This window comes from Cellulophaga sp. RHA_52 (genome assembly GCF_007827205.1).
Taxonomy (GTDB): Bacteria; Bacteroidota; Bacteroidia; order Flavobacteriales; family Flavobacteriaceae; genus Cellulophaga; species Cellulophaga lytica.
Window position 1 is genome coordinate 1,934,381 of record NZ_VIRZ01000001.1, and the last position, 20,723, is coordinate 1,955,103.

At 32.2% G+C, this 20,723-nt stretch carries 22 protein-coding genes and 2 tRNA genes; 14 read left to right on the top strand and 10 right to left on the bottom strand.

The genetic code is table 11. The features are described from left to right. Position 1: 1 nt before the first annotated feature. The 3 genes from JM80_RS08450 to JM80_RS08460 form a co-directional block, all read right to left on the bottom strand. Complete coding sequence (locus JM80_RS08450; RefSeq protein WP_144709713.1) at positions 2-2,533, bottom strand: glycoside hydrolase family 2 TIM barrel-domain containing protein; 2,532 nt, start codon at positions 2,531-2,533, stop codon at positions 2-4. A 378-nt stretch (positions 2,534-2,911) separates the two neighbouring features. Next, positions 2,912-2,984 (bottom strand) — tRNA-Lys (locus JM80_RS08455). A 193-nt stretch (positions 2,985-3,177) separates the two neighbouring features. Then, positions 3,178-3,250 (bottom strand) — tRNA-Lys (locus tag JM80_RS08460). Between the two features lie 139 nt (positions 3,251-3,389). Between JM80_RS08460 and JM80_RS08465 the strand changes: the two genes are divergently transcribed. Then, a complete protein-coding gene (locus tag JM80_RS08465; RefSeq protein ID WP_144709715.1) occupies positions 3,390-3,905 on the top strand; it encodes a shikimate kinase in 516 nt (171 codons plus the stop codon). Here JM80_RS08465 and JM80_RS08470 read toward each other — a convergent pair. Then, on the bottom strand, positions 3,897-4,394 hold the full coding sequence (locus JM80_RS08470) for a phosphoribosyltransferase domain-containing protein (RefSeq protein WP_013619986.1): 498 nt from the start codon (positions 4,392-4,394) through the stop codon (positions 3,897-3,899). The genes JM80_RS08465 and JM80_RS08470 overlap by 9 nt on opposite strands. Before the next feature lie 49 nt (positions 4,395-4,443). Then, positions 4,444-4,827: an RNA-binding S4 domain-containing protein gene (locus JM80_RS08475; RefSeq protein ID WP_034646361.1), complete on the bottom strand. Its 384-nt coding sequence runs from the start codon at positions 4,825-4,827 to the stop codon at positions 4,444-4,446. 78 nt (positions 4,828-4,905) lie between these two features. Here JM80_RS08475 and JM80_RS08480 point away from each other — a divergent pair, with 78 nt between their 5' ends. Beyond that, positions 4,906-5,862: an FKBP-type peptidyl-prolyl cis-trans isomerase gene (locus tag JM80_RS08480; protein WP_144709717.1), complete on the top strand. Its 957-nt coding sequence runs from the start codon at positions 4,906-4,908 to the stop codon at positions 5,860-5,862. Positions 5,863-5,942: 80 nt separating this feature from the next. Here the strand turns inward: JM80_RS08480 and JM80_RS08485 are convergent, their stop codons facing one another. From JM80_RS08485 to JM80_RS08495, 3 genes are all read right to left on the bottom strand, one after another. Beyond that, positions 5,943-6,527 (bottom strand): porin family protein, encoded by a 585-nt coding sequence (locus JM80_RS08485; RefSeq protein WP_013619983.1) that lies wholly within the window; start codon positions 6,525-6,527, stop codon positions 5,943-5,945. Positions 6,528-6,632: 105 nt separating this feature from the next. Continuing rightward, positions 6,633-7,586 (bottom strand): transketolase family protein, encoded by a 954-nt coding sequence (locus JM80_RS08490; RefSeq protein ID WP_034646285.1) that lies wholly within the window; start codon positions 7,584-7,586, stop codon positions 6,633-6,635. A 51-nt stretch (positions 7,587-7,637) separates the two neighbouring features. Beyond that, entirely contained in the window at positions 7,638-8,483 is an 846-nt protein-coding gene (locus JM80_RS08495; protein ID WP_013619981.1) for a transketolase, read from the bottom strand. A 170-nt stretch (positions 8,484-8,653) separates the two neighbouring features. Between JM80_RS08495 and tgt the strand changes: the two genes are divergently transcribed. The 11 genes from tgt (at position 8,654) to pyrF (ending at position 18,624) form a co-directional block, all read left to right on the top strand. After that, positions 8,654-9,784 carry a tRNA guanosine(34) transglycosylase Tgt gene (tgt, locus tag JM80_RS08500; protein ID WP_034646287.1) on the top strand — a complete coding sequence of 377 codons (1,131 nt, stop codon included), beginning with the start codon at positions 8,654-8,656 and terminating at the stop codon, positions 9,782-9,784. A gap of 3 nt (positions 9,785-9,787) precedes the next feature. Beyond that, a complete protein-coding gene (locus tag JM80_RS08505) occupies positions 9,788-10,867 on the top strand; it encodes an LptF/LptG family permease (protein ID WP_089118585.1) in 1,080 nt (359 codons plus the stop codon). Continuing rightward, positions 10,854-11,768 carry a DMT family transporter gene (locus JM80_RS08510; protein WP_013619978.1) on the top strand — a complete coding sequence of 305 codons (915 nt, stop codon included), beginning with the start codon at positions 10,854-10,856 and terminating at the stop codon, positions 11,766-11,768. The genes JM80_RS08505 and JM80_RS08510 overlap by 14 nt, the downstream gene beginning before the upstream one ends. A gap of 96 nt (positions 11,769-11,864) precedes the next feature. Beyond that, positions 11,865-13,043 carry an AIR synthase related protein gene (locus JM80_RS08515; protein WP_144709719.1) on the top strand — a complete coding sequence of 393 codons (1,179 nt, stop codon included), beginning with the start codon at positions 11,865-11,867 and terminating at the stop codon, positions 13,041-13,043. Positions 13,044-13,093: 50 nt separating this feature from the next. Beyond that, positions 13,094-13,540 carry a ubiquinol-cytochrome c reductase iron-sulfur subunit gene (locus JM80_RS08520; RefSeq protein WP_144709721.1) on the top strand — a complete coding sequence of 149 codons (447 nt, stop codon included), beginning with the start codon at positions 13,094-13,096 and terminating at the stop codon, positions 13,538-13,540. Positions 13,541-13,570: 30 nt separating this feature from the next. Further along, positions 13,571-14,005, top strand: a complete 435-nt coding sequence (locus tag JM80_RS08525; protein ID WP_144709723.1) for a thioredoxin family protein — start codon at positions 13,571-13,573, stop codon at positions 14,003-14,005. 89 nt (positions 14,006-14,094) lie between these two features. Beyond that, complete coding sequence (locus tag JM80_RS08530; protein ID WP_255436729.1) at positions 14,095-14,994, top strand: FAD:protein FMN transferase; 900 nt, start codon at positions 14,095-14,097, stop codon at positions 14,992-14,994. A gap of 9 nt (positions 14,995-15,003) precedes the next feature. Then, on the top strand, positions 15,004-15,213 hold the full coding sequence (locus JM80_RS08535) for a DUF4266 domain-containing protein (protein ID WP_013619973.1): 210 nt from the start codon (positions 15,004-15,006) through the stop codon (positions 15,211-15,213). Positions 15,214-15,224: 11 nt separating this feature from the next. Further along, the gene (locus tag JM80_RS08540) at positions 15,225-16,505 is read left to right on the top strand and encodes a DUF3570 domain-containing protein (RefSeq protein ID WP_144709724.1); all 1,281 of its coding nucleotides are present in this window, start codon (positions 15,225-15,227) and stop codon (positions 16,503-16,505) included. Positions 16,506-16,595: 90 nt separating this feature from the next. After that, on the top strand, positions 16,596-17,672 hold the full coding sequence (gene prfA / locus JM80_RS08545) for a peptide chain release factor 1 (protein WP_013619971.1): 1,077 nt from the start codon (positions 16,596-16,598) through the stop codon (positions 17,670-17,672). Positions 17,673-17,802: 130 nt separating this feature from the next. Next, entirely contained in the window at positions 17,803-18,624 is an 822-nt protein-coding gene (pyrF, locus tag JM80_RS08550; RefSeq protein ID WP_013619970.1) for an orotidine-5'-phosphate decarboxylase, read from the top strand. On the opposite strand, the gene JM80_RS08555 is transcribed toward pyrF, so the two are convergent. Then, on the bottom strand, positions 18,616-18,810 hold the full coding sequence (locus JM80_RS08555) for a hypothetical protein (RefSeq protein ID WP_013619969.1): 195 nt from the start codon (positions 18,808-18,810) through the stop codon (positions 18,616-18,618). The two genes, pyrF and JM80_RS08555, sit on opposite strands and share 9 nt — an antisense overlap. Before the next feature lie 199 nt (positions 18,811-19,009). On the opposite strand from JM80_RS08555, the gene JM80_RS08560 reads away from it, so the two are divergent. Beyond that, a complete protein-coding gene (locus tag JM80_RS08560; RefSeq protein WP_013619968.1) occupies positions 19,010-19,789 on the top strand; it encodes an alpha/beta fold hydrolase in 780 nt (259 codons plus the stop codon). 217 nt (positions 19,790-20,006) lie between these two features. On the opposite strand, the gene JM80_RS08565 is transcribed toward JM80_RS08560, so the two are convergent. Further along, positions 20,007-20,711 (bottom strand): DUF4197 domain-containing protein, encoded by a 705-nt coding sequence (locus tag JM80_RS08565; protein WP_013619967.1) that lies wholly within the window; start codon positions 20,709-20,711, stop codon positions 20,007-20,009. Positions 20,712-20,723: the final 12 nt, after the last annotated feature.

Consider the following 20,723-nt stretch of genomic DNA (forward strand, 5'->3'; position numbering starts at 1 on the left):
ATTAATTTTTTTTAGGTTCTAAAGTAATTGTTATTTGGTTGCTTTTTAATGAAGCAGAGTTTGCTGTAATATTTATAGGAGTTGTTTTGTTTTGTAAAGATTGAACTATTAAAAGAGCCCTTCCTTTACTGGTTTTAATTTTATTGCTTTTAAAATTTTGTGTATTAGTAATGCTACCGTTATCTACACCTAAAACTGTTGCATTACCAGAAACACTAAAGTTAATAATTTGATTTTCAGTTTTTATAGGGTTACCGTTTTTATCTACAAGTTGTGCTATAATATGTGCAACATCATAACCGTCTGCAGTTAATTTTTTCTGGTCTGTGGTGAGTTTTATAGTTGTTGGTTTTGTTGTAGTTGTAATAGTAGATTCTACTTTTTTACCATCTTTTAAGCCAACCGCTTTTAAAGTTCCTTTTTTGTAGGGAACTGCCCATTTGTAAATATGATCTTCAAAGTTGCTAAGCTTTTTTACCCCTAAAGATTTATTGTTTAAAAACAGCTCTACCTCTGTACAGTTAGAGTATACTTCTACAACCGTAACAGTATTGTTATTATAGTTCCAATGTTCATTTACATTATGCCATTGCCATAAAGCCGTTTTCCATTTGCCATCTTGTTTTTCTACAGGGTTGCCATTGGCATCTAGTTTATAAATAGATTTATCTAAAGTTTGAGAAGTAATATAAATATTAGGCTCAGTGTTCCATAAAGCATTAAACATATGGTATGATGGTTTTTTAAACCCAGCCACATCTAATAAACCGCTAGAGGTTCCTTTTTTTGGCCATCCTTTGTTAGATTCTCCCATATAATCTATTCCTGTCCATAAAAATGTACCAGAAATAAAAGGTCTTTCCATAACTGCTTTCCATTCATGCCATTGACCAAGATTTTCGGTTCCCATAAGTGGTAAATTAGGATAGTTTTTATGTCCGTAATCATATATTACTCTACGGTAGCTAAAACCTATAATATCTAGAGCATCTGCATACCCAGACTCATAGCTAGAAGAAGGTAAAATGCAATTTGCAATTACATATCTAGTGGTATCTAACTCTTTGGTCCATTTTGCTAGTTTTTTTGCAGTTTCACCAATATCATATTTGGCTTTTGGGAGCGTTTTAAGTTTTTCTTTTATAGTACTTATATTGTTAGGAGGTAAAGACCAAAAATAATTACCACTCCAATCTATATTATTAAAAAAACCAGTAGCATTTGCATTTCTTGGGTAAGTCCATTCAATTTCATTACCAATACTCCATTGAAAAATAGAAGGGTGGTTTCTGTGTGATAAAACTGTATTTTTTAAATCTATTTCTGCCCACTCTTGAAAATGTTCTGCGTAGCCTCTTGTAATGTAGTCTACGCTTTTTTCATTCATATTTTTCCGTTTGTCTTTAGGGTTGTCCCACTCATCAAAAAACTCATCTTGTACAAGAAAACCCATTTCATCACATAGGTCTAAAAACTCATTAGAAGCTGGGTTATGAGATATTCTAATAGCATTGCAGCCTATATTTTTTAAAGTTTGTAAACGTCTTCTCCAAACTCCTTTTGGCACAGCAGCACCAACTAGCCCGGCATCATGGTGTAGGCATACACCTTTTATTTTTCTGTTTTTTCCATTTAAATAAAACCCTGTATTAGCGTCAAACTTAATACTGCGTATACCAAATTTTGTTTTTTGTGTGTCTATAACTTCATTATCCTGTGTAATGGTAGTTATTGCAGTGTATAGTGTAGGGCTATCAATATCCCATAATTTAGGATCAGTTACTTTAATAGTAGCTAAATTTTTTAGGGTTGTATTTTTAGCAACAGTTATATTTTTGGTATTGGTATTAACTACTACATTATTTGTATCATATATTGTTGTGCTTAGTATTGCTGTTTTGCTGCTATTGAATTTATTATTTATAGTTGTTTGTATGCTAACAGTAGCTAATTTATTAGTAACGGTTGGTGTTGTAATAAAAGAACCCCAAATAGGAATGTGTAATTTGTTTTTGGTAATAAACTTTACATTTCTGTATATTCCAGAGCCAGTATACCATCTACTATCTGCATATCTTGTTCTGTCTACCTTAACATTTATAGTGTTTTTGTTGCCATTTTCATTTAAGGCAGATGTTACATCGTAATAAAAGGGAGAGTAGCCGTAAGGATGAAAACCTAGTTCTTTATTGTTTAAGCTAATGGTTGCGTTGTTGTAAACGCCATCAAAAAGTATATAAGCAACTTGGTTACTATTTAATTGTGTATAAAAGTCCTTTTTGTAATACCCAATGCCACCTAGTAAATAAGCTGTAGCACCTTCCCCTTTTATAGAGTCAAACTTATTAGTAACACTCCAGTCATGTGGTAATTTTATTTTTTTCCACTCGGTATCATGAATTCCTGCAACAGTGTCTTCAAGTTTAAAGTGCCAATCAAAATTAAAATCTGTTTGTAATGTTACAGTTTCTTTAGACTTGCAATTAAAAGCTGTAATTATGCATAAGGTAATAAGTGCTAATTTATATTTCATTTTAATAGTATTGGTTTTCTGCTTTTTAAAAATTGATTTTAGCTTAGTTATACTTATGCGTATAACACTACTGCTATGTGGAGGTATGCAAATATGTGTATATATTGATACTTAAATATATATAAGTACTAGACAATAACTGAACAATACACAATACGTTGTATGTTTTTAAACATTTGCACTAGATATTAATTTAGCAACTACAAAAAAGTGTAAGTTTTTACTAAAGTTTACTTTTTATACAAATGATAAATAGTAAATAAGGTATAGAGACGTTATTTGGTAAATTATGATGGAAGTAAAACTGAAAATATTTCTATAAAAGAAAAAAACCTTGCAGATAAATTCTACAAGGTTTTAAAATAAGATTTCTCTTTGTGACCGGGCTGGGGCTCGAACCCAGGACCCTCTCCTTAAAAGGGAGATGCTCTACCAACTGAGCTACCAGGTCATTATTCCAACAAGCAGCGCATTGCTGTTTGCGGGTGCAAATATATGACCTTTATTTTATTCTACAATGGTTTTTTTTAGAGAAAAACACATAAAATAGAACTTAATATGTAACACCTTAAAAAAGAATAATTTATATTTAAAATAAGGCATAAAAAAAACCGAAAGTATAAACTTTCGGTTTTTTATTTTTGTGACCGGGCTGGGGCTCGAACCCAGGACCCTCTCCTTAAAAGGGAGATGCTCTACCAACTGAGCTACCAGGTCATTATTCCAGCAAAACAGCGTATTGTTGTTTGCGGGTGCAAATATATGACCTTTATTTAAATTCACAAGTACTTTTGTAAAATTTATTTTATTTTTTTTATTTCGATGTAAAATAGACCATCTTTGTATAAAAAAATAGATGCAAATAGTACTTGTTGGTTATATGGGGAGCGGAAAATCTACAGTAGGAAGAGAGCTTGCCAAGCGTTTGAAAATCAATTTTTTGGATTTGGACTCTTACATAGAAAAAAAGTTTGAGATGTCTATTTCAGATCTTTTTTCTATAAAAGGAGAAATATTTTTTAGAAAAGCGGAAATTTTATGTTTAAACGAAATTTTTGCAACAAATGATGATTTTGTGCTCTCTACAGGGGGCGGAACACCTTGCTACGGAGACAATATTAATGTTATGACTAATAATACTAGTAATGTTTTTTATTTAAGCGTGCCAATACCAGAACTTATAAAGAGGTTAGTAAAAGAAAAAGCAAACAGACCTTTAATAGCAAACATACCAGAAAACGAACTGCCAGAGTTTATAGGAGCACATTTGTTTGAGCGTAGTTACTTTTACACAAAAGCTCACCATACTATATTAGTACAGCAAAAGAAAGCCGCTGAAGTGGTAAATGATATTGTAGAAAAGTTAGTTTAAGTACACAGCATCATCATTATCTTTAAATTCTACCTCTATATGTTCTTGTAAAGATGTAGATAAAGACAATCCTTTATAATCTGCTTTTACTGGATATTTTTTATGGTTTCTGTTTACCAAAACAGCCGTTTTTAATTGGCGTAAGGGTACTTTTAAAAAATGAAAAACACCGTATATTAAGGTTGTTCCGGAGTTTAAAACATCATCTATTAAAACAACAGATTTATTGGTGTATTCTTCTTTAGAAATAGAAGTTGTAACTCCGCTGTTTAACGGGTTTTTTTTATCCATTTTTACTGTACACAATGTAATTTTAGCAGTGGTAATGTCTTGTAAAACAGTACTTAGTTTTTTTGCAAATTTTAATCCGCCACCATCTATACCAGCAATTACAATCTCTGTTTCTTCTACATTAGCCTCGTAAATTTGGTAAGCAATACGCTTAACTTTATGCTGAATTTGGTTGTGAGATAATATTTTGTTCTGCATTGTGTATTGTAATTTTATATAGTCAAAGATACTAAACACTTTTTAAGTGTTATTCCTCTTCGGTAGAATTTGTAGTTGTGTAATCATCAATTTCTCTACGGTCTTTTTTTGTAGGTCTTCCTGTGCCTTTTTTTCTATAATAGTCCTTAGAGTATTTAAGTAGTTCAGAGTGCTCAAAAGCTTCTTTAGGTGTAGTATCTTTACGGTACATATCTACTAATTTAGCGCCAACTCTGTTAGGTGGTACATCTAAAATAGTAAACTGGTAATTTATTTGGTTTTTACGTACCGTTATTTTGTCCATAGGAAAAACATCTCTAGACGGTTTTACCACTTTATCATTAACTTTAATGTGTCCTTTTTTACAGGCTTCAGTAGCAATATTTCTTGTTTTAAAATAACGTGTACACCATAAATATTTGTCTATCCTCATATTAACTCCAAATTCTTTGTTAACTACTTCTGCAAAAATAGTGGAAAATTGTATCTTGCGGCTCATAAATTAGAATAGATGAAATTTAAGAACGTTTTTTTAGTTGCTATACTGGCCATAATAGTATGGGCTTGTAATAGTGATGATAATGGCTTTTCTATAGAGCCACCAAAGGCATTAAGTGAAATAGTAGACCAAGATAAAGACTCTATAGTTAAATACTTAGAGACACACTTTTACAACTATGAAGATTTTCAAGATCCACCAGCAGATTTTGACTATAAAATTGTTTTAGGAGAAATTGAGGGGGAAAATGCAGATAAAACACCGTTAATTGATATGATGACGGCAGTTAAAACAACTGTACGCTCTGAAGAAATAGGATTAACTGATAATAAAGAAGTAGAACATACTTATTATTACCTTGTAGCAAGACAAGGGGTAGGGGCACAGGCTAACACAGCAGACTCAACATATATACGTTATGAGGGGTTGTTATTAGATAATACTGTTTTTGATGCATCTACATCTACTCCTTTATGGTTACCATATACAGGTAGAATTCGTGGCTTTTCAGAAGCAGTACAACATTTAAAAGCAGGCAAGGCATTAACAGAAGATGATGTTAACCCTGATGGTACTTTTGAAATAAGTGATTATGGTGTTGGAATGATTATTTTTCCTTCTGCTTTGGGTTATTACAATAATGCTACTGGTTCTATACCTGCATATAGTCCTTTAATTTTTAAAATTGACTTAGTGGCTGTAAATGAGTCAGATCATGATAATGATGGTATTCCTTCTTATATAGAAGATTTAAACGGTAATGGCTATTTATATGATGATAATACAGACAAGGCTTCAGAAGATAGTTCTTCTTCTATATCTAGTGTAGCTAACTTTTTGGATGATGATGATGATAACGACGGGATATTAACTAGAGATGAAATTAGTGATGAGGATGGTAATATAATTTTGCCTTACCCAGATACAGACGGTGATGGTATTCCAAACTATTTAGACCCAAATAACTAATAGTTTTACCATTATAGTTAAAAATACAAAAAGCCCTAGAAATTAATTTCTAGGGCTTTTTGTTTGTTGTGTGTTAAAACTTATAGTTTTAGAGATAAACTTAAAATAAGTTGATCTGGCCTAGTGTCTATTCTGTCTTTTTGTACAGATGTAATATCAGCATTTATAATATCAACTTCATTATCGCTAAATCCTCTTTCATACCTAATGTCAACTCCTAATTTACCTAAGTTAACACCTATACCTACGTTAAGGCCTACGGTAAAGTCGTTCTCTACATCACCAATAGTTATACCATCATAATCTGTATCTAAAATGTACTGAAAAGCAGGACCTGCAAATACGTTTAACGGACCAATTACCTTTGCGCCAACTAAAACAGGTAAGTCTAACTTTTGCATTTTAAAATCTTCTGCATAACCAGATTTTAGAGATGTATACACTAATTCTGGTCTAAGATATAAATTGCCGCCAGTTTTTGCATAAAGTCCAATGTGGTAACCTACATTTTTATCAGGGTCATTATAAGCATCTTTTGCAGAGTCATAATAATCTCCATTACCACCATAGTTTAAACCTCCTTTAATACCAAAACCAGCATCAGTTTGGGCAAAAGTTGTTAAACTTGCCAAAGCCATTGTAATTACTAAAAGTGTTTTTTTCATTTTAAAAGTGTTTTAAACAATAAGAGAGCGACTGTAAAAAAACAATCACTCTCAATATGTTATTAATTAATATGTAAGTTAAGTATCAAAAACGATACCATTTTCTTACTTGCGTTCTATAACTTTTAAAACGGCTTTTTCTATAGCTTTATTGTCTAAACCGTATTTTTCCATTAATTGTGCAGGAGTACCACTTTCACCAAAAGTATCGTTAGTACCAATAAACTCTTGCGGAGTTGGTTGGCTAGTTGCTAAAACACGAGCAACACTTTCTCCTAAACCGCCTAAAACATTATGTTCTTCTGCAGTTACAATACAGCCTGTTTTTTTAACAGAATTAATTATAGCATTAGCATCTAATGGTTTAATAGTGTGTATATTAATTACTTCTGCAGAAATCCCTTGACTTTCTAAGTTTTCGGCAGCAATTAAAGCTTCCCATACCAAGTGGCCAGTTGCAACAATAGTAACGTCTGTACCTTCTGTTAAATGTAGTGCTTTGCCTATTTCAAATTTTTGATCTACTGGAGTAAAGTTAGCTACTTTTGGTCTTCCAAAACGTAGGTAAACAGGACCTTCATAATCAGCAATAGCAATAGTAGCTGCTTTTGTTTGGTTGTAATCACAAGGGTTAATAACTACCATTCCTGGTAACATTTTCATTAAACCTATATCTTCTAAAATTTGGTGTGTTGCACCATCTTCACCTAAAGTTACCCCAGCATGCGAAGCACAAATTTTTACATTTTTACCAGAATAAGCAATAGACTGGCGTATTTGATCATAAACTCTTCCTGTAGAAAAGTTAGCAAAAGTACCTGTGAAAGGTATTTTTCCTCCAATGGTTAAACCTGCGGCAATCCCCATCATGTTAGCTTCTGCAATCCCTATTTGAAAGAATCTCTCTGGATTTTCTTCAATGAATTTATCCATTTTAAGAGAACCAATTAAATCTGCACATAATGCAACAACGTTAGGATTTGATCTTCCTAATTCTGCTAAACCTGCACCAAAACCACTTCTAGTATCGTTTTTTCCTTGATCTGTGTATTTTTTCATATCCTTTATGATTTTTCTCTTTTGTATAAGAGAAGGTAGATTTAATTTTTATTAGTAGTCTCCTAAAGTTTCAGGGTTTTGTGCTAGTGCTGTCTCTAGTTGTTCATCACTAGGAGCTTTACCATGCCATGCGTGTGTGTGCATCATAAAATCTACACCATTACCCATAACTGTATGTAATAAAACACAAATTGGTTTTCCGTTACCTGTCATAGATTTAGCTTTTTTAAGACCAGCTATTACTGCTTCAAGGTTGTTTCCTTCTTTAACATCTAAAACATCCCATCCAAAAGCTTCAAATTTAGCTCTTACACTACCCATATTTAATACAGTGTCAGTAGAACCGTCAATTTGCTGACCATTTAAATCTATAGTAGAAATTAAATTATCAACCTTATTGGCAGAAGCATACATCATAGCTTCCCAATTTTGACCTTCTTGTAACTCACCATCACCGTGTAAACTATACACAATGTTGCTGTCTTTGTTTAGCTTTTTTGCAAGTGCTGCACCAATAGCTACAGACATTCCTTGTCCTAATGACCCAGATGCAATACGCACACCAGGTAAACCTTCATGTGTAGTTGGGTGTCCTTGTAGTCTAGAATTAATTAGTCTAAAAGTGTTAAGCTCGTCTACTGGAAAGTATCCGCTACGTGCTAATACACTATAATAAACAGGAGAAATATGACCGTTAGATAAAAAGAAAAGGTCTTCACCCTTACCATCCATGTCAAATCCTTCGTTTAGTTCCATTAATTCATTGTACAGGGCAACAAAAAATTCTGCACAACCCAAAGAACCACCTGGGTGGCCAGAGTTTACTTTGTGCACCATTCTTAAAATATCCCTTCTCACTTGCGTGGTCAAATCTTGTAATTCTTCCAGTCTTGGCATTTTATATGTTGTGTTAATTCGCGTGTAAAAATAAGTCCTATCTTTTGCGTGTACAAGGCTAGTTGTTATAATTTATTAACTACTTTACAATTAATACCTAACTTTATTTTTTTGTTAGCAATTTTTTGTAGATGAGTTGATTATATTTGCGGTCATAAATACTATAGTTTTTGAAATTTACATTAGAAAAAAAGGACCCACAGAGTAAGGCACGTGCTGCTACAATGGTAACAGATCATGGTGTTATAGAAACACCTATTTTTATGCCTGTAGGTACAGTTGCGTCTGTAAAAGGGGTTCATCAGAGAGAATTAAAAGAAGAAATAAATCCAGATATTATTTTAGGAAATACATACCATTTGTATTTACGTCCTAAACTGGATATACTTGAAGCAGCTGGTGGTTTGCATAAATTTATGGGCTGGGATCGTAATATTTTAACAGATAGTGGTGGTTACCAAGTATATTCTTTATCTGCTAATAGAAAAATAAAGGAAGAAGGTGTAAAGTTTAAATCTCATATAGATGGATCTTACCACTTTTTTACTCCAGAAAACGTAATGGAAATTCAGCGTACCATTGGTGCAGATATTATTATGGCTTTTGATGAGTGTACACCTTACCCTTGTGATTATAATTATGCAAAGCGCTCTATGCATATGACGCACCGTTGGTTAGACCGTTGTATGAACCACTTAGAAAAACTACCTTTTAAATACGGATACGAACAAACTTTTTTTCCTATTGTACAAGGTTCTACATATAAAGATTTACGTAAACAATCTGCTGAATATATTGCAAACGCAGGTGCAGAAGGAAATGCTATTGGTGGTTTGTCTGTAGGTGAGCCAGCTGAAGAAATGTACGCAATGACCGAGGTTGTTTGCGATATTTTACCAGAAGAAAAGCCAAGATATTTAATGGGTGTTGGTACACCAATTAATATTTTAGAAAATATTGCTTTAGGTGTAGATATGTTTGACTGTGTTATGCCAACACGTAATGCACGTAATGGTATGTTATTTACAGCACACGGTACTATTAATATTAAAAATAAGAAGTGGGAAGCAGATTTTTCTCCTATTGATGAAATGGGAATTACATTTGTAGATACTGAATATTCTAAAGCATACTTACGTCATTTGTTTGCTGCTAATGAATATTTAGGTAAACAAATTGCTACCATACATAACTTAGGTTTTTATTTATGGTTGACTCGTGAAGCTAGAAAGCATATTATTGCCGGAGATTTTACCGAATGGAAAAATATGATGGTAAAACAAATGGATAAAAGATTGTAATAGTTGAGTATATTAGATAAATACATATTAAAACGCTACCTGCTTACCTTTGCGGTAATGCTATTGTTATTTGTGCCAATTGGTGTAATGCTAGATTTGGCAGAAAAAATAGCTAAAATGGTACGTAATGAGGCCCCAACCTTAGAGATTTTAGAGTATTATATGAACTTTATTATCTATATAGGTAGTTTGTTATTTCCTATATTTTTGTTTTTATCTATCATCTTTTTTACATCTAAACTCGCCTCAAATACAGAAATTGTTGCAATATTAAGCTCTGGTGTTTCTTTTGGTAGGTTTTTAAGGCCTTATTTTATGGGTGCTACCATTATTGCAATACTAATGTTTGTAATGGCAATGTTTATTGTCCCCAAAGCCAGTTTAGACTATCATGAGTTTATATTTAAATACCTTAAAAAAGGTAAAAAGTTTCAGGAGACCACTAACATTTATAATCAATTAAACGAAAACGAGTTTTTATATATCAGTAGTTTTGACCCTAACAGGCAAAGAGGTAGTAATTTTGTTTTAGAACATTTTGATAATGATGATAAATTAGCATACAAACTTACTGCATCTAGTATAAGGTGGATACCAACAGATACCATATATAGGTTAACAGGTTTTACTTCTAGAACCGTTAAAGGGAATGTAGAGGTAATTGAAAAAAAGAGTAGGTTAGACACTATTTTTGATTTTAAAATAGATGATTTAACTCCTGTTAGTTATGTAGCAGAAACTAAAAATATTTTTGAGCTAAATAAGTTTATTGAAGACCAGCGTAAAAAAGGAGCATCTAACATTAATACGTATGTAATGGCTAAATACAAGCGTTGGGCTTTGCCAGTTAGTGCTTTTATATTAACACTAATAGCAGTATCTGTTTCTTCAATAAAACGTAGAGGAGGTATGGGGCTTAATTTAGCATTTGGAATTGTAATTGCCTTTGTGTACATATTTTTTGATAGAGTTTTTGCTATTCTTGCAGAAAAGGCTGGTTTATCACCCTTAATAGCAATTATTATTCCTAATGCAATATTTGCAATCATTGGCTTATACTTGTTAAAAAATGCTAAGCGATAAATTTAAAAATTACCTGCATTTACATTTTATAGTTTTTGTTTGGGGCTTTACTGCTGTATTGGGTAAATTAATAACTATAGACGCGTTACCGTTAGTGTGGTATCGTATGTTATTTGCAGCTCTTTTTGTATTGCTGTTTATAGTAGTGCGTAAAAACAAATTACAAGTTAACCGCAAAACATTATTGTTATTGCTTGGTACAGGTGTAATTATAGCTTTGCATTGGGTAACTTTTTTTTCTTCTATAAAAGTGTCTAATGTCTCTGTAACCTTAGCAACCATATCATCTGGAGCTTTTTTTGCTGCTATACTAGAACCAATTTGGTACAAAAGAAAAGTTATTTGGTACGAGATTATTTTTGGACTTATAGTTATTGGCGGTTTAGGACTAATATTTAATATTGATGCATCATACAAAGAAGGTATTGTACTAGCATTAATTTCAGCATTTTTAGCAACAGTTTTTTCTTTAATGAATGGTAAGCTTATTAAAGAACACAAGCCTTCAATTATTTCTTTTTATGAGCTTGGTGCTGGTGTAGTGTTTTTATCAATTTATATGCTTTTTCAAGGAAATTTTAGTCAAGTAAATTTTCAACTATCAGTGTCAGATTGGATTTACATTTTAATACTAGCTTCATTTTGTACTGCATATGCCTTTATTGCATCGGTTAAAATAATGAAATTTTTAAGTCCGTATACCGTAATGCTAACTACAAACTTAGAGCCTGTTTATGGTATTCTATTGGCATTTATAATTTTTGGAGATAGTGAAAAAATGGACCCTATGTTTTATTTAGGAGCATTCATCATTTTAATTACTGTTATAGCAAATGGTATTTTAAAAAACAGAACAGCCAAAAAGAATTTAAAAGCGGCTAATAAGCAAGTGGTTGTTTAACTTTTTTAGGTTATAAACTATTATTGTTGATATCTACCAAAGTTTATTGCTGCTAATTTTATGGATTACATTATTTTTGCCTCAAAGTAAAAAAGTATGAGTTCATCTAATAGCGAAAGGTATAACCAAAGAGGAGTTTCTGCATCTAAAGAAGATGTGCATAATGCCATTAAAAACATAGATAAAGGGCTTTTTCCTAAAGCTTTTTGTAAAATTGTTCCAGATTATTTAACTGGTGATAATGACTATTGTTTGGTAATGCATGCAGATGGTGCAGGTACTAAATCTTCGTTAGCATATATGTATTGGAAAGAAACAGGAGATATTTCTGTTTGGAAAGGCATAGCGCAAGATGCTTTAATAATGAATATTGATGATCTTATTTGTGTAGGTGCTACAGATAACATTATGTTGTCTTCTACCATAGGAAGAAATAAAAACTTAATTCCGGGTGAGGTTTTATCTGCTATTATTAATGGTACAGAAGAACTTATAACTGATTTAAAAGAACACGGTATTGTAATACATTCTACTGGTGGTGAAACTGCAGATGTAGGCGACTTGGTGCGTACTATAATTGTAGACTCTACGGTAACTGCTAGGCTTAATAAAAAGGATGTTATAGACAATGCTAATATTAAAGATGGTGATGTTATTATAGGCTTAGAGTCTTTTGGACAAGCAACATACGAAACAGAGTATAATGGAGGTATGGGAAGTAACGGACTTACTTCTGCAAGACATGATGTGTTCTCTAAATACTTAGCAGAAAAATACCCAGAGAGTTTTGATGCTGCCGTACCTGAAGATTTGGTATATTCTGGTGCTGTTAAATTAACAGATAAAATAGAAAACTCTCCAATAGATGCAGGTAAACTGGTATTGTCACCAACTAGAACGTATGCGCCAATTATTAAAAAAATATTAGAAAAATACAATGCTACAGACATACATGGTATGGTACATTGTAGTGGAGGTGCGCAAACAAAAATTCTTCATTTTGTAGACAACTTACATATTGTAAAAGACAACCTTTTTCCGGTTCCTCCTTTATTTAAGCTAATACAAGAACAATCTAAAACAGATTGGAAAGAAATGTACCAAGTTTTTAACTGTGGTCACCGTATGGAATTGTACGTAAATCCTGCTGTAGCAGAAGATTTAATTGCTATTTCTAAAAGTTTTGGTGTAGACGCTAAAATAGTTGGTAAGGTAGAGGCTAGTGCCACTAAAAAGTTGATTATTACTAGCGAGTACGGAACTTTTGAGTATTAATTAACAACAATTTTCACCTTTTAACCGTTGTACTTATAAAACAACTTATTATGGAAAGAAAACAGTTTTTAAGAACTTTAGGGGCAGGTGCGGCTTTTGCTTTAACGTTTCCTTGTTTAGGTGGGTGTTCTAGTGATAGTGATAGCGAAGAAGGAGATAAAAAAGAAGTGCCAACAGGTGTAGATTTTACTGTAGATTTAGAATCAGATGAAGCATCTAATCTGAAAACCAATGGCGGTTTTATTTTGAAGAATGATGTTGTTGTAGTTAAAAATTTAGAAGGTGAGTTTGTAGCTGCCAGTCAAATTTGTAGCCATGAGAGTTATGACCAAGTACGTTTTGCAAATGTAGATGGCGGTATTTTTTATTGTGATGTTCACGGTTCTAGATTTAGTCAAACTGGTACTCCTTTAAACCAAGTAGATAGTAAGGCAGCAAAACCATTAAAAGTATACCAAACAACACTTACAGGTACTATGTTACGAGTATTTGAATAGTTTGGCAGTGTTTTTTGGACTTAAAATAATATGAAAAATTTAGTTTTAGCATTATTCATTTTCTGTACATATACTATTACGGCACAGGAGTGGAGTAGTAGTTTTAGCAGTGCAGTAGAAAAAGCCCATAAAGAAAATAAATTGGTTTTATTGGTTTTTTCTGGGTCAGACTGGTGTGCACCTTGTATAAAGCTAGATGCCGAGATTTGGCAATCGTCAGAATTTAAAGAATACGCAAAAAAAAGCTTAGTACTTTACAAAGCAGACTTTCCTAGAAAAAAGAAAAATAAACTTTCTAAAGCTTTAAGCTTGGCAAACAAAGAGTTAGCAGATACATATAATCAGCAAGGATATTTTCCGTTGGTTGTGTTGTTAGATGGCGACAAAAATATTTTAGAAAAATCAGGATATAAAAACATTTCTCCTTCAAAATATATAGCGCATTTAACTACTTTTGTTAAGTGAAAAAAATAATATTCCCCCTGTTTTGTTTTTTTGTATTGCTTACAGTTGCACAAGAAAAACACATAACTGCCCATAGAACTGTAAAATTAATGGGCAATAGATTTGATTTTACCATTGTTGCAAAAGAAACAGTAACAGCAAATGCTTATATAGATGAATGTATTGCAGAGGTAAAACGTATAGAGACAATAATATCTTCTTGGAACCCAAATTCCCAAACAACAAAAATTAATAAAAATGCAGGTATAGCTCCAGTAAAAGTTGCTCCAGAACTTTTTGGTTTAGTAGAGCGTGCCATACAAATATCTAAAGTAACAGATGGCGCTTTTGATATTACTTATGCAGCATTAGACAATGTTTGGAAATTTAATATAAATATGGAGTACTTGCCTACCAAAGCACAAGTAGAAAAATCTATTGAAAAAGTAGGTTACCGCAACATTGTTTTAGATAAAGAAAAACAAACCATTTTTTTAGCAAAAAAAGGAATGAAAATAGGGTTTGGAGCTATTGGCAAAGGTTTTGCAGCAGATAAAGTAAAGGAATTAATGATAAGCAAAGGTGTTGTTGGTGGTATAATTAACGCATCTGGAGATTTAACTACTTGGGGAACGCAAGTTAGTGGCAAAAAATGGCTTGTAGGTATTAGTAACCCGTTAGATGCAGATAAAATATTTTCATGGCTACCAATTGTAGATTCTTCTGTGGCTACGTCTGGTAATTATGAAAAATACATCATTTTTAAAGGAGAAAAATATTCGCACATTATAGATCCTAGAACAGGTTGGCCATCTAAAGGAGTAAAAAGTGTTTCTGTTTTTGCAAAAAAAGCAGAATTGTGTGACGCCCTTGCAACATCAATATTTGTAATGGGAGTAGAAACAGGTATGTCTGTTATAGAGCAGTTAAACGGAGTAGAGGTTATTATTGTAGATAAAAATAACCAAATACATAAGAGTAAAGGCATAACCTTTCAAAATAATTATTAATTTTAGACTATGAGAAATTTAATACTTCTTTTTGGTTTAATAATTACTGCTACATCTTGCGTTACTGTAAAAGGGTATGATAAGGTATACCTTAATGATGACGAAATGATTCTTGCAGCAAAAAATATAGAACGTTATGAAACTAATTTTCAGGTGTATAGAGAGTCTGCTTCTGGTGCAAACGGAGGTAAAACAGGTGGTGGCTGTGGCTGTAATTAAAAAATAAAGTAATGCAAAAGGTTTTAATACCAATAGCTTTATTGTTTTCTGTTTTTATATACGGACAAGAAGAGGCTACTTACACAAAACGCGTTTTAGAAGATACAGAAGTAGATTTACTTTTTAGTTATTATGACCAAGATGGTAAAAATGCAGCAGTAACTGGTGGCGAGGGAACACAAGAGTTAACAGATGTAACCTCTACCATAGTAGTAAAAATGCCTTTAAATAATGATGATGTACTAACTGTAGATGTTGGAATTTCTGCGTACACATCTGCATCCTCTAGTAATGTAAATCCTTTAGATGGTGATTTTAATAAGGCTGTAAATCCTTTTAATGCTTCTTCAGGAGCATCAAAAAGTGATAAATTAATACACATTAAAGCCAATTACGAGCATAGTTCCAAAGATCGTAATAAAATAATAGGAGCAAGTTTGTATGCAGCAAATGAGTATGATTACAGCTCCTTGGGATTGGGAGTAAATTATGCCTATTTGTTTAATGAAAAAAACACAGAACTATCTATCTCTGGTCAGGTGTATTTTGATACTTGGAAACCGCAATATCCGGTAGAATTAAGAGATGGTTTTTTTGATAGTAGAGTTACAGGTAACGGAACTTATAGTCCTAATTTTACAGCATTTACAGATAAAAATAGAAATACTTATTCAGTTTCTTTAGGCTTATCACAAATACTAGGTAAAAAAGTACAAGGATCATTATTTGCAGATTTTATTGTGCAAAGCGGATTATTGAGTACACCTTTTCAGCGCGTGTATTTTGGAGATGTAGACAATTTTTATATTGATGATTTTCAACTAGCTGATGATGTAGAAATTTTACCAGAAAATAGAGTTAAAATTCCAATAGGAGGTCGTTTAAATTATTATGTAAACGATGCTTTAGTGGTACGCACATATTACCGTTATTATACAGATGATTGGGGAATTAATTCTAACACAGCAAGTGTAGAGCTACCTATTAAGCTTAATACAGTTTTTACGTTGTACCCAACATATCGGTTTTACAACCAAACAGCTGCAGATTATTTTTATAAGAAAGAAGAAGCCTTATCTACACTAAATTATTATACGTCTGATTATGACTTAAGTAAGTTTACAGCTCACCAGTACGGAGCAGGTTTACGTTACAAAGATATTTTTGCAAAACAACGTGTTTTTGGCTTTGGTTTAAAGGCTTTAGATGTTAGAGGTACAATGTATAATAGAGATAATGGTTTAGACTCTTTTATAGTTAGTTTAGGAGCAACATTTGTTAATGTTAACTAATAAATAGCTCTTTTTTCTTGTCAAGATAGTTTTGTTGTTTATAAATCTTTAAAAATATCGTAAATTCGCAGTCCAAGCGAAGCACGGATTATGATTGACAAATTAAATATAGTAAAACAACGTTTTGATGAGGTATCGGATTTAATTATCCAGCCAGATATTATATCAGATCAAAAACGCTATGTAGAGCTCAACAGAGAATACAAAGATCTTAAGAAGTTATGTGACAAAAGAGAACTTTATCTTGAGTTTACAAACAATATAGAAGAAGCTAACGAAATTATAGCAGACGGAAGTGATGCTGAAATGGTAGAAATGGCCAAAATGCAGCTTGAAGAAGCTAAAGCAGGTTTGCCACCGTTAGAAGAAGAAATTAAACTATTGCTTATACCAAAAGATCCAGAAGATTCTAAAAATGTTGTGGTAGAGGTTAGGGCAGGTACTGGTGGAGATGAAGCTAGTATTTTTGCAGGAGATTTGTTTAGAATGTACACTAAGTACTGTGAGTCTAAAGGTTGGAAAACCAATGTTATAGATTTAAGTGATGGTACCAGTGGTGGTTATAAAGAAATTCAGTTTGAAGTTACCGGTGATGAGGTTTACGGTACATTAAAGTTTGAAGCTGGTGTACACCGTGTACAGCGTGTGCCACAAACCGAAACTCAAGGTAGAGTACACACAAGTGCAGCAACAGTAATGGTATTGCCAGAAGCTGAAGATTTTGATGTGCAAATAGATCCTAAAGATGTACGTATAGATTTCTTTTGTTCATCTGGTCCAGGTGGGCAGTCTGTAAACACAACATATTCTGCCGTACGTTTAACACACGTGCCAACAGGTTTAGTAGCACAATGTCAAGATCAAAAATCACAGCATAAAAACAAAGAAAAAGCATTTAGAGTATTGCGTTCTAGATTGTATGATTTAGAATTGGCTAAAAAGCAAGAAGAAGACGCAGCTAAACGTAATTCACAAGTAAGTAGTGGAGACCGTTCTGCAAAAATTAGAACCTACAACTATCCGCAGGGTAGAGTTACAGATCATAGAATTGGTTTAACACTTTATGATTTGCAGAATATTATAAATGGTGATATTCAAAAAATTATTGATGAATTAAGACTAGTTGAAAATACAGAGAAACTAAAAGAAGCATCTGAAATTTTCTAGTAAAACATAATTCTAAAAACAAGAAGAGATTTTGTACGTTGATATATTGATGAATGAAGAAGTTCAGATTCAAAAAAAATCAATTACAAAATCTTTTTTTATACACTAAAGTCAAAAAAATAATACACAAATGACAACAGAGCAGTTAGTAGCGCAAATACATAAAAAAAAATCTTTTTTATGTATAGGGTTAGATGTAGACTTAGCTAAAATTCCTGAACACTTATTACAAGAGGAAGACCCTATTTTTGCTTTTAACAAACAAATTATAGACGCTACACACCATTTATGTGTAGCTTACAAACCTAATACCGCTTTTTATGAAGCATATGGTATAAAAGGTTGGATGGCTTTAGAAAAAACAATTAAATACCTAAACACTAATTATCCAGAAATTTTTACAATTGCAGATGCTAAACGCGGAGATATTGGTAATACGTCTACAATGTATGCTAAAGCATTTTTTGAGGATTTAGCGTTTGATTCTGTTACTATTGCACCATATATGGGTAAAGACTCTGTAGAGCCTTTTTTAGCCTTTAAAAACAAGCATACCATACTTTTGGCCTTAACATCTAATGCTGGTGCTTTTGATTACCAAACAAAGCTTGTAGACGGTAAAGAGTTGTATAAGCAAGTTTTAGAGACCTCTAAAGCATATAAAGGAGCAGAAAATTTAATGTATGTTGTAGGAGCAACTAAAGCAGAATATTTATCAGAAATAAGACAAATAATACCAGAGAGTTTTTTACTTGTGCCAGGAGTAGGGGCACAAGGAGGTAACCTTGCTGATGTTTGTAAATTTGGGATGAGTAGTAACGTAGGTTTACTTATAAACTCATCTAGAGGTATAATATATGCTGGCGCCGATTTAAATTTTGCCGATAGCGCAGCAGAAAAAGCATTAGAGTTACAACAGCAAATGCAGATAGAGTTAGAAAAACTAAGCTAGTTTTTCTAACGTTTTTCTAGTTTTAGTAGCTTTTACTTGTAAAAACTCAGCTAACTTAGTATTACTATTTCCTATTTGTGCAGCCATCTCAATAAAAGAGTTATATCTGCGTTCTAATAGAGAAACCATATTTTTTTCGTTAGTTAAAGGAGTAGTAGCACCTACTTTGCAATATTGATTTTTCATAGCTAATGTTTTGTTCTTTACAAAGATACGTTTCAATTAGCTGTTTTGGTTCACTAGAAATGGGGTGTATGGCTAATATATTGGTAATTTATCTTTTTTTTAACTTTAATTGCTTAAAATCCTAACATTGTGATACAGACAATACATATAATTCATATTTTTACGCACTTATTACATCATCAATCAATACAAAAATATATTGCTTAATTACACAACTTATAGGCACAAAACTTCAAAAAAATGGGTTACGTTTATACACGGAGCAGGAGGTAGTTCTTCAATCTGGTTTAAACAAGTAAGAGCATTTAAAAATGAGTTTAATATTTTACTAATAGATCTAAGAGGTCACGGAGGATCTAAACATAGTTTTAAAGATGTGTATGATAAAAAATACACCTTTAATTTTTTAACTGAAGATATTGTACAAGTTTTAGAATTTGAAAAAGTTGAAAAATCACATTTTATTGGTATTTCTTTAGGAACCATTTTAATTAGAAACCTTGCTGAAAATTACCCAGAAAAGGTAGAGAGTATGGTTTTAGGCGGAGCTATTTTAAAATTAAACTTTAGATCACAGGTTTTAATGCGTTTAGGAACCATTTTTAAGTCTGTAGTACCTTATTTATGGTTGTACAAGTTTTTTGCTTTTGTAATTATGCCAAATAAGAACCACAAAGAATCTAGATCTCTTTTTGTGCGTGAAGCAAAGAAATTGTACCAAAAAGAGTTTATACGTTGGTTTAAGTTAACTGCTGATATAAACCCATTATTGCGTTTTTTTAGAACTAAAGATATTAAGATACCTGCTTTGTATATTATGGGGCAAGAAGATTATATGTTTTTACCCTCTATAAAAAAAGTTGTACAACAGCATACAGCTTCAGAATTGGTAGTTATAGAAGATTGCGGACACGTTGTAAATGTAGAGCAGCCAGATGTTTTTAACGAAAAAGTAATAAACTATATAGCATCGTTTTAAATACAAACTACTGTAAAAAATAAAAACCGGTGCTCCCACCGGTTTTAAACTAACTAACTCAAAAAAATACTAACTCAATTTTTTTACAAAAATCGAAAATTTTGTAATATCCACGGTTAACTAAACATTAATAATAAGTTAGATAACGCGTTTCATATTTACATAACGTCCTTATTTTTAGATTATTGTAAAATTGTAATAAAAATTAGTAATATTTTTAATCTTGTAGGGCAAATACTTTTTTAAGAAGATCTGTAGACCTAGAAGATACCTTGTTTCTTATTTCTTTTTCTTCAACAGCAATCATTGTAAAAACACCTTCTAAAGCCTGTTGTGTAACGTAATCTGTTAAATCTGGATTTACAGGTTGTACCAATGGTATGTTGTTGTATTTAGTAATTAATTGTGTCCAAATTTTATCTGCACCAACTTTAGAAAAAGAGTTTTTAATTACAGGATTAAATTTATTGTATAGTGCAGTTTCTGTATTTGCAGTTAAATATTGTGTAGCGGCATTATCTGCACCAACTAAAATATTTTTAGCATCTGTAAAACTCATATTTGTTATAGCATTAACAAAAATAGGAGTAGCCTCACCAACAGCATCTTCTGCAGCTCTGTTAATAGCTTTTAAACCTTCATCTGCTAAGTTGCCTAACCCAATTTTACGTAAAGTGTTGTCTACTTTCTGTAATTCTTCTGGTAGTAATATTTTTACCAGTTCATTTTTATAATAGCCATCTTTTAGGGTAAGTTTGCTAACTTGTTTTTGTACGCCTTGGTTAAGTGCTGCGGTTAAGCCATTTGCAATTTCTTGGTTGCTTAAAACGGCACCACTTTGCGGTAATTGATTTACTACTTGTTGCAACTCTGCACAACTAACTAAGTTAAATAAAACAATTACCAATAGTAATTTTTTCATAATGTTATGGTT